This window comes from Paenibacillus sp. FSL H3-0321 (assembly GCF_038002865.1).
Classification (GTDB): Bacteria; Bacillota; Bacilli; order Paenibacillales; family Paenibacillaceae; genus Paenibacillus_AQ.
This window is the reverse complement of the sequence record NZ_JBBODH010000001.1, coordinates 5,489,924-5,502,251: the sequence shown is the minus strand read 5'-3', so window position 1 is coordinate 5,502,251 and position 12,328 is coordinate 5,489,924. Positions and strand designations below refer to the sequence as shown.

Below are 12,328 nucleotides of genomic sequence, written 5' to 3'. Positions count from 1 at the left end.
AAAAATCACTTCGAAAGCACACGCTTAAGTTATGTGAGCGTTACTTCTTGAATCGGTATCGTGCAAAACTGGCGTTTGAAAGCATCGCTTAGTTTTGTGTAAGTAATTTAGCTATAACTTATGAACGGTCTTCTTAGTCAAGAATCGCGTGAATGTCGCTTTCTTTCATAATCAAATATTCTTTACCTTCGTATTTGATTTCAGTTCCGGCATATTTCGAGAAAATCACGCGGTCGCCTTCTTTAACTTCGAGTGGTACACGCACTCCGTCTTTCAATACACCGCTGCCTACAGCGATAATTTTACCCTCTTGCGGTTTCTCCTTAGAGGAGTCCGGAAGCACAATCCCGAAAGAAGTGGTTTCCTCTTGCTCGCTTGGTTCTACCAATACGCGTTCACCTAGTGGTTTGATCATGAAAAATAGCCTCCTTTGAAATTATGTTGTTTACCTTGAAAACATAGATAGGGTACCGGTGAATCCCAAGGATTCATGCGGCAGTTATGAAAATATCGTCTTAAGCGCAGCTTTTAAGCGCTAATCCCATATTTTCGAGCAGCATTAGCACTCAACCCTCTGTAGTGCTAACAACAATTTTTATGATACTCAACTTGAGGACGGATTTCAAGTCCTTTTACGTAAATTGTGATCTGTTTTTGGGAAAAATATGGTTTCAGAGGTTGTCCGACACATACTCTCTTACATTCTATCCAGCAGAAAATAAAATATGCTGCGGATTGCCAGGGCAACGAACGTTTCTCCGCCATTCGGATACTGAGCCTCGCCAATCTGCTGTTAGTATGGAGTTTCAATAGGATATGCACTAGTATCCCGCTGGCAGAAGCCAGCCCCAACTGCAGCAGCCGGCCACAGCCGCAGAGCAGCCCTGCGGGAGTCTTCTCCCCGCCGGGTCTACTCTTTCCTGACGTAGCGCGCCTCCCGCTCGTTGTCCATAGCCAGCTGCTTGCGGTAAACGAACGCAGACAGAAACACGCTGAACTCATACAGCACCAGCAGCGGGATCGTCACCAAAAAGTCCGAGATGAAATCGGGTGGTGTGATAACCACTGCGATGAAGACGAGCGCAAAATAGGCGTATCTCCGCATCTTACGCAGCCGCAGCGGATTGAGAATTCTCAGCTTCGTCAGGAACATAACAAGCAGCGGCAGCTCAAAGAGCAGAGCCAGCGGAATCACCAGGCTGAACATAAAGCTGAAATACTGTGCGATTCCGTAGGTTTCTTCCAGTCCCATGCCGCGGGTGATCGAGATGGTAAACGACAGCGCCATCGGAAATACAATGTAATAGGCAAAGGCAATGCCCAGCAGAAAAAGGATAAACACATAGGGCACATACCGCAAAGCCGCACTCCGCTCCACTTGCCGCAGCCCGGGACTGATGAAAGCCCACAGCTGATAGACGATGAAAGGCAGGGATACCGTTAGCGAAACTGCCATGGCAATCTTCATGTACATGCCAATGCCATCCCAGAAAGAGAAGGCATGCAGTACAAAACCCTGGGCATGGTCCGCATGGATCAGGTATAAATAGATCGGTTTGGCGACGAACAGTCCGCCTATGAGACCCACTACAAAAACAATCAGCACGTAGATAATCCGCCTACGCAGTTCGGTGAGATGTTCAACTACCGACATTTCTTCCGGTTCCAGAGTCATGACAGACACCACCCAATTGACATATGTATAGCATGATTAATGGCAGAAAAAAAGGGCGTCTTCCCAGTCTGAAACAGAACTGAGAGAAACGCCCCCGCGTAATGGATGGTATTACTCCGGCAGGCGTCTGTCCTGCGGGAGTTCTGTTGCTAATATGTGCGGGGCCGGCGGAACAGGAGCCTCACTCTTCTTGGCCGGCTCAGGTTCGCTGATAATTTCACGCGCCCCGTCCTTAAATTCGCGGAAGGTCCGCCCGACTGCCCGGCCAAGCTCAGGAAGCTTGTTGGGGCCAAAGAGCAATAGCGCTAAAATGACCAGTAAAATAATTCCGGGAGCACCAATACCGTTTAGCATAGTCATTCCTCCTTGTCACTTTGTCCGTTCATGATATCGTTAACAATAAATTAATAATACCATAACTTATGTCACACATCCATCTGTTATCCGGGATGATTTCTGTGACAGGACTGGAATTGACAACTTTATTGACGGTACTGGCCGGTTACCATGAGCAGTGCTTCAGGCAGTTGATCCATAATCGCTGCCAGATTCTCATGGACACCCTTCGGTGTACCCGGCAAATTAACGATCAGCGTTCTCCCGCGAATGCCGCAAATGCCGCGGAACAGCATAACCGAGCGGTTCTTCTGCATGACGGTACTGCGCATGGCCTCAGAGAGGCCGGGCACCTCCCGCTCAATCACACGCCGTGTAGCTTCCGGCGTAACATCACGAATCGCCAGATCAGTTCCTCCGGTAGTCAGCACCAGATCCGCCTGGAAATAATCCGTAAGTTCAATCAAAGCAGCAATAATCTCATCCTGCTCATCCGGCACGATCCGGTACTCAATAATCTCACCGCCGAGCTCCTCTTCCACCAGTTCCCGAATAACCTGGGCGCTCGTGTCTTCCCGTTCGCCCCTGGCCCCCTTATCGCTGGCCGTCAGGATTGCTGTTTTCCACGCCATAGGTTGTCCCTCCCTCTCTATGTATTATGTATGGAAGGCCTGCATTGCGCTGCCTCCTCGCACTTTCCGCCAAGAAGAACGGCTGCGCCGCCCTTTTTAGCAAATAAATACGTCCGCGGGTAATACTCTGAATGACACTCAGGTATCTGTTGTTGCGCTAAGCCTATTGCCACTCCTATGCTTCCAGCGCGTAATCTCCGTTTTTCCCGCCGCTCTTGGATACCAGCATCGTCGGACCGATAATCATGTCCTTTTGCAGCGCCTTGCACATGTCATATACAGTCAGCGCCGCCGCAGAAACCGCAGTCAGCGCCTCCATCTCCACTCCGGTCTTTCCGGTCGTCTTGACGGTTGCTTCTATATAGAGTTCATCTTCGCTGTTATCCGAGAAGCTGATATCAACACCGGTAAGCGGCAGCGGGTGGCACATTGGAATCCAGCTGGAGGTGTTCTTCGCGGCCATAATTCCGGCAACCTGGGCAACAGCCATAACATCGCCTTTGCCGATCTTGCCCGCTTTAATGGCCGCAAGCGTGTTCGGGTCCATCTGCACCTTGCTCCGCGCGACAGCTGTCCGCTTGCTAATTTCCTTGTCGCTGACATCCACCATGCGCGCTCTGCCCTGCTCATTGAAATGGGTTAACTCCACAGCTCCCTCTCCTTCCGGCAATGAATAATGCCGTCTTCCGTAATCAGCATGTCCATATAGGCATCATGGTCATCCATCGGCACTTCCTGCACCAGCTGCTGTCCGTACGCCAGTCCGGCCCATACCGGCGGTCTGGCGGATTCCGTAAGCTCCGCTTCCCAAGCTGCCCGCAAGCGGTCATAGTAGCCGCGCCCGTAACCGAGCCGTCCGCCCCGGGGGTCGAAGGCCAGCCCCGGCACGAATACAACATCCGGCACTCCCTCAGGGCACGGGAGCTCTATAGCGCCGGTAATCGGCTCTTGGATCCCGTAAGCTCCCGGCGCCAAATCCTCCCAGGAAGCTACCGCATGCAGGCTCATCCTTCCGCTGGCCTGAATTACCCGGGGTAGCACTACCTTACGTGCTTGCGCCCAAGCCGCGGTGATAAGCGGACGGGTATCCAGCTCCGAGCGGAACGAAACATAGGCCATGAATGAAGATGCTCCTTCCTGCCGGAGCCATTCTGATGCATGACTGCAGGCCAGAGAAGACCAGAACGTCCTCTGATCCAAGGACAGACTGTCACGGAGGGCGGCTTTCTCCGCGCGAAGCTCCCGCTTCCACTCAGCTAGCGGGAGCTTTTGGCCCGTCATAAGCAGCCGCCTCCTCTTGTTCATATACCTAGCTTATCATAGTTTGTAAACTCAGTTTACCACTCTTCTCCCCGGTTCGCCAAGGTAGCTTGAATCACGTTGTTATACGAATCATCACCCAACTATTTTTCGCTCCAGTACCCGGATTTCCCCTTCGGACGCTGGGGTCTACCTCTCGCGCCGCAAACGCTTTTCATGTAAACTATAGAATAAGTAAGTAATATGGCCGAAGCGTTCAAAGCCGAGGCGAAATAAGCAAGGGCGGAGGTTTCATCGGTATGCTTCTTCAAGCGACAGGAATTACGAAATCATATGGTATACAAAGCGTGCTGGACGGCATCAGTCTGCAAGTAAACGAGAAGGAAAGAGTGGGGCTCGTCGGCGTCAACGGCGCCGGCAAATCCACCTTTCTGCAGATTCTCGCAGGCGAGATGTCTTTTGACAGCGGGCAAATTCATAAATCCAAGGAAACCACAATCGGCTACCTGGCCCAGAACAGCGGCCTCCAGTCGGACAAGACCATTCAGGAGGAAATGCTGGCTGTCTTTGCTCCGCTGATTGAAGCGGAAGCCGAGCTGCGGCAGCTGGAAGCCAGTATCGCCGATCCCCGGCTCGCGGAGGATCCGAAGCGCTATGAGGACCTGCTGGAACGGTATGCCAAACGTTCGGATTGGTTCAAGGACCACGGCGGATATGAGATGAATACGCGGATTCGCAGCGTGCTTCATGGTATGGGCTTCGGTGAATTTGCACCGGAGACACCTATCGCGACGCTAAGCGGCGGGCAGAAGACGCGGCTGGCACTGGCCCGTATCCTGCTTCAGGCTCCGGATCTGCTCATGCTGGATGAGCCGACCAACCATCTGGATATCGAGACGCTCACCTGGCTGGAAGATTACCTGCGCGGCTATGCCGGCGGCATCCTGGTCGTCTCCCATGACCGGTATTTCCTCGACCGGCTGGTCACGACCATCGTTGAAATTGAACGGCATCAGTCCCGGAGATACACCGGGAACTACAGCCGCTACATGGAGCTGAAAGCTGCAGAGTATGAAATCCGCATGAAGCAATATGAGAAACAGCAGGATGAAATCTCGCGGATGGAGGATTTCGTGCAGCGTAATATCGTGCGCGCCTCCACCACCAAGCGTGCGCAGAGCCGCCGCAAAGCACTCGACAAAATGGACCGCCTCGACAAGCCGCTGGGGGATCTCAAGAAGGCCAGCTTCTCCTTCGAGCCTGATTTCATGTCGGGCAAAGAGGTGCTGCAGCTCCGTGACGTCGCTGTGGCCTTCAGCGAAAAATCGGCACCGCTGTTTCAGCACGCTTCCTTCGAGCTGCGGCGCGGCGAAACTGCGGCGCTGATTGGCCCGAACGGGATCGGTAAATCCACGCTGCTGCAGTGCCTGACTGGCACGCGCGAACCTTCGGCCGGAACGGTCAACTGGGGAACAAAAGTGAAAATCGCGTACTACGATCAGGAACAGACCCGGCTGAATCCGCGCAATACGGTGCTGGAAGAGTTATGGAGCGAGTACCCGATGCTGGAAGAAGCGCGAATCCGCACTATCCTCGGCAACTTCCTGTTCAGCGGCGAGGATGTCCTGAAGAAAGTCGCTGCCCTCAGCGGCGGCGAGAAAGCACGGGTAGCACTCTCGAAGCTCATGCTGCGCGGTGCGAACATGCTCATTCTCGATGAGCCGACCAACCATTTGGATCTGGTGAGCCGTGAAGTGCTGGAATCGGCGCTAATCGATTTCGAGGGGACGCTGCTTTTTATCTCCCATGACCGTTATTTTCTTAATAAAATGGCCGAGCGCGTTCTGGAGCTTCACCCCGGCGGCATCGACCAATATCTCGGAAATTATGACGACTATGTCGAGAAGAAGAAGGAGCTTGAAGACATCGCACTGGAGGAAGCCGAACTTGCCTCTGCCAAAGCGTCCCGGAATGCTGACATCGAAGCTTCAGCAGCAGAAAAAGGCACCGCTTCTTCCTATGAAGCCGACAAACAGGCCAAACGCGAGGAACGCAACCGCCAGCGGCGGATTTCCGAGCTGGAAGAGAACATTGCCCGGCTTGAGGAAGACATCGCCCGTGTCGAAAATGAAATGACCAAACCTGAAGTTTATCAGGACTATATGGCGCTTCAAGAACATGAAAGCGACCTGAAGAGCAAGAAAGCAAATCTTACAGAATTATTTAGCGAATGGGAAAACCTTGCTGACGAATAATGTAAATGTGTTAAATAAATATTTTTTAAGTGTTTCTGATTTGTTCAAGAATACTTATCCACAAGCTCATCCACAGATTTCGTGTATAACTCACGCTTCAAAAAGGCCCTTGGGGCCTTTTTTTAGGCGTAAAATCGCTATTTTCGTTGTCAAGGACTTTTTATCCACCGAATTATCCACATTATCCACAATTTCCACAAGAAATGCCCTCTGGAGAAATCAGCATTTTGGGGCTTCAAAAAAAGGGCGTTATTGCTGATTTTACACGGTTTTTACACAACTCGGACAGAATATGTGGATAACGTTGTCCACATCTTGACAAAAGATGCATTCGCTAATTTTCCACTTTTTTCGCTAAAAAAATTAGAGGTGCTCCAGCGGTAAAAGCCCTCACCCTGCCGTGCACAGGATGAGGGCCTTTCCATGTACTTCTCAGGCAGGAAACTCAACGGCCTGAGGAGGATTCTTCGCGCTCCTTTAGGATTCCGCGGCCTGAAATTCCGCGGCCACCGGATCAGCCTCTTCCCCGGCAGACAGCAGCGCGGAATTGCAGGCGGCAATGTAGGCAATCCCCGCCGCCATTACAATATCCTGATGGATCGCTGTCCCCCGGAATTTGCAACCTGCCCATTCCACCATAACGGCAGCCTCAGCCTGGGCGTTCTCACCGCTGCCGAGCGAATGCAGCTCCAGACCGTCAAAGCGGATCTGTTCAGTGATGCCTTGCGCGATCGCTGCAATGACTGCCTCCAGCGGACCGTTGCCGGTGCTGGTATGCGAGGTCTCCTTGCCGCTTTTCAGGTGATGCACCGTAACAGCAGCTACACGGCGCGGCGCACTGCCGGCCAGCACCTGAACCTCGCCCAGCCCGTAGACCTGCGCCTGCTGCCCTGTTGTGCTGCTGACCATCCGCAGCAGTTCGTCGTCGCTGACGGCCTTTTGACGGTCAGCGGTCTCCTTGAAGGATTCGTAGAGCGCATCAAGCTCTGCCGAATCCAAGGCAATGCCGTACTTCGCTGCCCGGTCCTTCAGCGCATGTCTGCCGGAGTGCTTACCCAGAATGATCATGCTGCGCGGAATGCCCAGCCGTTCAGGGTCCATGATCTCATAGGTGCTGCGGTCCTTCAGCAGGCCGTCCTGATGAATCCCCGATTCATGCTGGAAGGCGTTTCTGCCGACAACCGGCTTATTGTAGGCAATCGGAAAATGCATCGCCCCGCTGATGATCCGGGAAGTATCGTACAGCTTATCGAGGACGATTCCCGTCTCTGCGCCAAGGACGTCCCCGCGGGTTTCCAGAGCCATAACCAATTCCTCCAATGCACAGTTGCCAGTACGTTCACCAACGCCGTTGACCGTGACCTCGATTTGGGTCGCGCCGCCCTCGATCGCTGCCAGGCTGTTCGCTACAGCAAGGCCCAAATCGTTGTGGCAATGGGCACTGTAGCTCACGTTCCCGCCGCCTCTGGCACCCAGCCGCACCCGGCGGAACATCTCTCCGTATTCCTGCGGCAGCGCATAGCCGACTGTATCCGGCAGATTAATAATAGTCGCACCTTCTTCAATGACCGCTTCCACCATCTCGATCAGATCGTCGATCCCTGTCCGTGCGGCATCCATGGCGGTAAATTCCACGACATCGCAGAACTGGCGGGCATAGGCTGTCATTTCGCGGGCGGCAGCAACCACCTCGGGTCTGCTCTTGCGCAGCTGATGGCGCAGGTGAATGTCGGAAGAGGAGATGAACAGGTGAATCCGCCGGCGCTGCGCGTCCCGGGTTGCCCGGACTGCGGCATCGATGTCACCTTTGACCGCGCGGGCGAAGCCGCAAATCTCTACGCCCTCCACCTTGCGGGAAATCGTCTCCACCGCTGCAAAATCACCCGGACTCGAGACCGGAAAACCCGGCTCCAGCACATCGACACCCAGTTCGGCGAGCTTGTAGGCCAATATTATCTTTTGCTCGGGAGTCAGGCTCGCACCGGGGGCCTGCTCACCGTCTCGCAGTGTCGTGTCAAAAATCTGTATACGTTTCTTCACCGGAATAATCATGGAATAACCTCCTGAAAGTGGGTTGATTGAACGCATTCCCTTAGTGTGAGTATGCATTTTGCTGAGTTGGTCAGCGTAGTGGTCTGAGCTTTTGTATTACATTTTGGATTACATTTTTGTATTTCCGCTTGTATTACAGTTTGTATTACAGTTTGTATTTCAGTCTGTCTAACACATTGTCATCCTGTCTGTCTCACACTTTGTCTTCCAGTCTGGTCTTACGTGTTCTTCCCTGGCACTTCTTGCGCAGAACCGCACGTCGACTTGCGGCCCTGCTCATTTCCCGCCCACTGCTGCCGGCAGCAAGTAGAGAGTGGACCTCCCGCAGCATGCGGAAAGCCGTCACTCTCAAACGCCGTTACCGGAGGTGTCCGGTCCCCCGTTCACCTCCTGAACAACGCAAAAACCCGCCGTCTCAATAAAGAGACGGCGGGTCACCCCTCCGCGGTACCACTCTTTTTGACGCATAGGCTCCTGGTAATGCCAAGCCCAGCTGCGTCCAGCTCTTCCCCATGTATCCCGTACCGGTTTCATAAGGAACCGACCACGATACATGAAGGTCCGTTAACGGGGACAACCGTTGCGGCGTACCTCATGCCTTTCCGCCGCTCCGCTCCCGGGCGAGATTCAATGTTTTCCGGTGACTGCGTCGCACCACCCCGCAGCTCTCTGTTCACCTTCGTCATCTACTGCTCCCGTTCATTGCGTGTATTCATATTGATTTTGACCTCTGGAACCCTGAAAATCCATACAAAAAAGCCTGCCATCTCATTCAAGAGACGACAGGCTGTTAACCTTCGCGGTACCACTCTTGTTGATATCACGGATCAGCCAAACCTCTGCCATCCTAAGATATCCACTTTACAGCCAAGCAAGATCATCCGGCCTCATAATAATTCCGCCTGTCTTACCCGACCACCCTCTCACGGAGGTAACCCGTAACGGTGTACGAAAGGTACGGCAATCCTGCACGCCGTTCAACACTCCTGTGAACAGGAGGCCCCTGCTTCCACCGCTCCGCTCCCGGACGAGTTCAGGGCTCCTTCGACTGCGTCGCACCTGCCCGCAGCTCTCTTATCCCGGAGTTTCCTTACTGCTTCCATTCATCGCGTTTTGTTTCGTTTAATTGCCTTTGATTATACCCGCGGCTCCAGATGCTGTCAATAGGCGGCTACCGACCACTTCTCCAGCGACAAGCCGGGATCGGCCACCATGTCCAGCGGTGTGTCTCCGTCATGTACCCATTTGACATAGGCCGCCGCGCCGATCATCGCCGCATTGTCGGTGCAGTACACCGGCGGCGGGATGATCAGTTCGATCTTTTCCCTGTCACAACGGGCAATCAGCGCTTCACGCAAGCCTTTGTTCGCAGCAACCCCGCCGCACAGCAGCAGTTGTTTGGCCTCGCAGGCTTTTACGGCACGCACGGCTTTCTCTACAAGCACCTCGACAACCGACTCCTGGAAACCGCGGGCGATGCCGGCAACATCCGGCGTGAGCCCCTTCATCTTGCTCTGATTGACTACATTCAGCACAGCCGACTTCAGACCGCTGAAGCTGAAATCATAGGAATCCGGCTCTAGCCAGACCCGCGGCAGCGGCACAGCTTCCTCCGCCTCCCGGGCCAGCCGGTCTACATGGGGGCCGCCGGGATAAGGAAAACCAAGCGCCCGCGCCACTTTGTCATAAGCCTCGCCTACTGCATCGTCACGGGTGCGTCCAATGATCCGGAATTCCCCTTCCCGTTCCATATTCACGAGTTCAGTGTGTCCCCCGGACACTACAAGAGTCATGCAGGGATACTGCAATTCCTTGACCAGCCGGTTGGCATAAATATGCCCGGCAATATGATGCGTGCCGATCAGCGGCTTGCCCCAGGCCAGCGCAAGGCTCTTGGCCGCAACTACGCCAACCAGCAGCGCGCCTACCAGCCCAGGACCCTGCGTTACGGCAACTGCGGTCAGCTGTTGCGGCTCAACACCCGCCGCAGCCAGCGCTTCTTCGATGACCAGCGTTATAACCTCGACATGCTTGCGTGAAGCCACCTCAGGAACTACACCGCCGAACGCGCGGTGTGTCTCAATCTGGCTTGAAATGATATTCGACAGCACCTCGCTGCCGTCCTTGATAATCGCGACCGATGTCTCGTCACAGCTGGTTTCAATAGCTAATATAAGTACAGGCTGAGCTCCGCCCGTTTCTGTCTTCATTTCAGATCCACGCTTCCTTCCATCATTCCATGCTCCTCGTACTCCGGCAGATCCGCCCACATAATAAGCGCATCCTCACGGTTGTCGGAATAGTAGCCCTTGCGGGTACCCGCGGGCCGGAAGCCTTTTTTTCGATATAAATTCTGGGCTACCTCGTTGGAGACCCGCACCTCCAGCGTAATCGACTTCATGCCTAAATAAGCGGCTGTCTTCATCAGTTCATCCAGCAGCCTGTCCCCCCATTTGCGTCCCCGGTAGGCCTCGAGCAGGGCGATGTTCGTCACATGGGCTTCGTCCACAATTGCCCACATTCCGGCGTACCCGATAATATGGCTCTCCAGCTCCATAACCATATATTTAGCGAAATGATTATGCGTCAGCTCGTTGCGGAACGCTTCCTCGGTCCATGGCATAGTGAAGGCTTCCCGCTCAATTACAAGAATTTCGGGAATATCCTCCAGCTTCATCAGGCGGAAAATAAGCTCGCTACCCTGGTCTCTAATTGGCTCCGATTCCGTCATCTTTTGTTCAGGCTCCCTTCACTGCTCCGGCGCAGATTCGCTTCCGCTTCGGAAAGCTGGGTATAGTTCGGGATTAACCCGTGAATATCGTCACTTCCCGCCAGCAGCCGTTCCTCACCAAGGAAGCCTGTCCAGCGGCCCTCCAGCTCATAAGGTACGGCCCGCACACAACCTTCTTCCATCAATGTACGAAGGCTCTCCTCGCTGCCGTGCAGCTCGGTCTCCCCGACAAACCACAGGATACGCGGCTTTACGCCCTCTGCCGCTGCCTGCTTAAGCCGTTCTTCCAGCTGCAGCACCCAGTCTGCCATAAGGCGGATCGCATCGGGCTCAAGCCGCTTCGGGGACTCATCGCCATTGGCGGCAAACAACGCCGTATATGCTTGGCCCCGGCGCGCGTCGAGCAGCGGAATAATCCAGTCCGGGCCGTTCCCGGCCTTCTCCGGCACCTGTCCTCCGGCTTCCGGGCGCTGCTGCGCAAGAGCGGCGCCAAGGCCGCCCCAGGCCAGTGCATGCAGGCTCGACACGCCCGCTACCGGAACCTTCCAGGCCCAGGCCAGCGTCTTCGCTGCTGTAACCGCAATGCGCGTTCCCGTATAGGAACCGGGTCCGACTCCGACGGAGACTCCTCCCAGCATGTCGGGGGTAGTTCCCGAAGCCTGCAGCGCCTCCTGAATAATCGGCAGCAGATGGACCGAATGGTTCCGCTCCCCGGATGCATTAATTTCATGCAAAAGCCTGCCGTCTCCGGTGATGGCTACACCCAGGACAGCCGTTGATGTATCCAGCGACAAAAACCGCTTGCGCGGCTCTTTATTTTCATTCGTCATCTTTCTTTACCCCACTTCTGGATCAGAGCCCGGCAGACCTCGCCGTAAGGCTCTCCGATTCCGGTAACCGTGATCAGTCGTTCGTCCGGCCCGGCTGTTTCCATGTATATATGCAGATGCCGCGGCGGCATCAACTCTTGTATAATGCTGCTCCATTCCACCAGGCAAACGCCCTGTCCGTAAAAATATTCATCCAGCCCCAGCTCGTCCGCTTCCTGAAGCGAAATCCGGTATACATCCATATGATACAGCGGCAATCTGCCTTCATATTCTTTAATAATTGTAAAAGTAGGACTGTTTACAATCCCTTGTACGCCCAAATGGCGGGCATACCTCTGCGAGAATGCCGTTTTGCCCGCACCCAAATCGCCGTCCAGGCCGATAACCATCCCCGCCGTTGAAGCAGCAGCGACAGCGGCAGCGAGCAGCTCCGTATCCTGCAAGCTGTAAGAACGGTAAGTAAACACCGTTTCAACAATATTGTCCAAGCTGCAACTACCACCTTTTAGAATATACCTTACCGGTAACAATACTCTTAATTATATCGGTATGGTACT

At 54.1% G+C, this 12,328-nt stretch carries 12 protein-coding genes and 1 other annotated feature; of the genes, 1 reads left to right on the top strand and 11 read right to left on the bottom strand.

Annotated elements, in window-relative coordinates; all coding sequences use genetic code 11:
- Window positions 1-133: 133 nt before the first annotated feature.
- From groES to MHI45_RS24555, 6 genes are all read right to left on the bottom strand, one after another.
- On the bottom strand, window positions 134-415 hold the full coding sequence (groES, locus tag MHI45_RS24580) for a co-chaperone GroES (RefSeq protein ID WP_038586703.1): 282 nt from the start codon (window positions 413-415) through the stop codon (window positions 134-136).
- A gap of 495 nt (window positions 416-910) precedes the next feature.
- The gene (gene tatC / locus MHI45_RS24575) at window positions 911-1,675 is read right to left on the bottom strand and encodes a twin-arginine translocase subunit TatC (protein ID WP_038586700.1); all 765 of its coding nucleotides are present in this window, start codon (window positions 1,673-1,675) and stop codon (window positions 911-913) included.
- A 111-nt stretch (window positions 1,676-1,786) separates the two neighbouring features.
- Window positions 1,787-2,029, bottom strand: a complete 243-nt coding sequence (gene tatA / locus MHI45_RS24570; protein ID WP_038586698.1) for a twin-arginine translocase TatA/TatE family subunit — start codon at window positions 2,027-2,029, stop codon at window positions 1,787-1,789.
- Window positions 2,030-2,157: 128 nt separating this feature from the next.
- Window positions 2,158-2,643, bottom strand: a complete 486-nt coding sequence (locus MHI45_RS24565) for a MogA/MoaB family molybdenum cofactor biosynthesis protein (RefSeq protein ID WP_076113505.1) — start codon at window positions 2,641-2,643, stop codon at window positions 2,158-2,160.
- Window positions 2,644-2,818: 175 nt separating this feature from the next.
- Window positions 2,819-3,292, bottom strand: a complete 474-nt coding sequence (gene moaC / locus MHI45_RS24560; RefSeq protein ID WP_076113504.1) for a cyclic pyranopterin monophosphate synthase MoaC — start codon at window positions 3,290-3,292, stop codon at window positions 2,819-2,821.
- Window positions 3,283-3,924, bottom strand: a complete 642-nt coding sequence (locus MHI45_RS24555) for a 5-formyltetrahydrofolate cyclo-ligase (RefSeq protein WP_340894529.1) — start codon at window positions 3,922-3,924, stop codon at window positions 3,283-3,285. Before MHI45_RS24555 ends, moaC begins: the two co-directional genes overlap by 10 nt.
- Window positions 3,925-4,202: 278 nt before the next feature.
- Here MHI45_RS24555 and MHI45_RS24550 point away from each other — a divergent pair, with 278 nt between their 5' ends.
- Entirely contained in the window at window positions 4,203-6,158 is a 1,956-nt protein-coding gene (locus MHI45_RS24550) for an ABC-F family ATP-binding cassette domain-containing protein (protein ID WP_076113502.1), read from the top strand.
- A gap of 477 nt (window positions 6,159-6,635) precedes the next feature.
- On the opposite strand, the gene MHI45_RS24545 is transcribed toward MHI45_RS24550, so the two are convergent.
- From MHI45_RS24545 to tsaE, 5 genes are all read right to left on the bottom strand, one after another.
- The gene (locus tag MHI45_RS24545) at window positions 6,636-8,210 is read right to left on the bottom strand and encodes a 2-isopropylmalate synthase (RefSeq protein ID WP_341119574.1); all 1,575 of its coding nucleotides are present in this window, start codon (window positions 8,208-8,210) and stop codon (window positions 6,636-6,638) included.
- A gap of 419 nt (window positions 8,211-8,629) precedes the next feature.
- Window positions 8,630-8,922, bottom strand: a binding site (T-box leader).
- A gap of 448 nt (window positions 8,923-9,370) precedes the next feature.
- On the bottom strand, window positions 9,371-10,420 hold the full coding sequence (gene tsaD, locus MHI45_RS24540; protein WP_340894532.1) for a tRNA (adenosine(37)-N6)-threonylcarbamoyltransferase complex transferase subunit TsaD: 1,050 nt from the start codon (window positions 10,418-10,420) through the stop codon (window positions 9,371-9,373).
- Window positions 10,417-10,941, bottom strand: coding sequence for a ribosomal protein S18-alanine N-acetyltransferase (rimI, locus tag MHI45_RS24535; RefSeq protein ID WP_038586681.1), 525 nt, complete (start codon window positions 10,939-10,941; stop codon window positions 10,417-10,419). The genes tsaD and rimI overlap by 4 nt, the downstream gene beginning before the upstream one ends.
- A complete protein-coding gene (gene tsaB, locus MHI45_RS24530) occupies window positions 10,938-11,771 on the bottom strand; it encodes a tRNA (adenosine(37)-N6)-threonylcarbamoyltransferase complex dimerization subunit type 1 TsaB (protein WP_340894533.1) in 834 nt (277 codons plus the stop codon). Before tsaB ends, rimI begins: the two co-directional genes overlap by 4 nt.
- Window positions 11,768-12,259: a tRNA (adenosine(37)-N6)-threonylcarbamoyltransferase complex ATPase subunit type 1 TsaE gene (gene tsaE, locus MHI45_RS24525; RefSeq protein ID WP_445322152.1), complete on the bottom strand. Its 492-nt coding sequence runs from the start codon at window positions 12,257-12,259 to the stop codon at window positions 11,768-11,770. Before tsaE ends, tsaB begins: the two co-directional genes overlap by 4 nt.
- Window positions 12,260-12,328 lie beyond the last annotated feature (69 nt).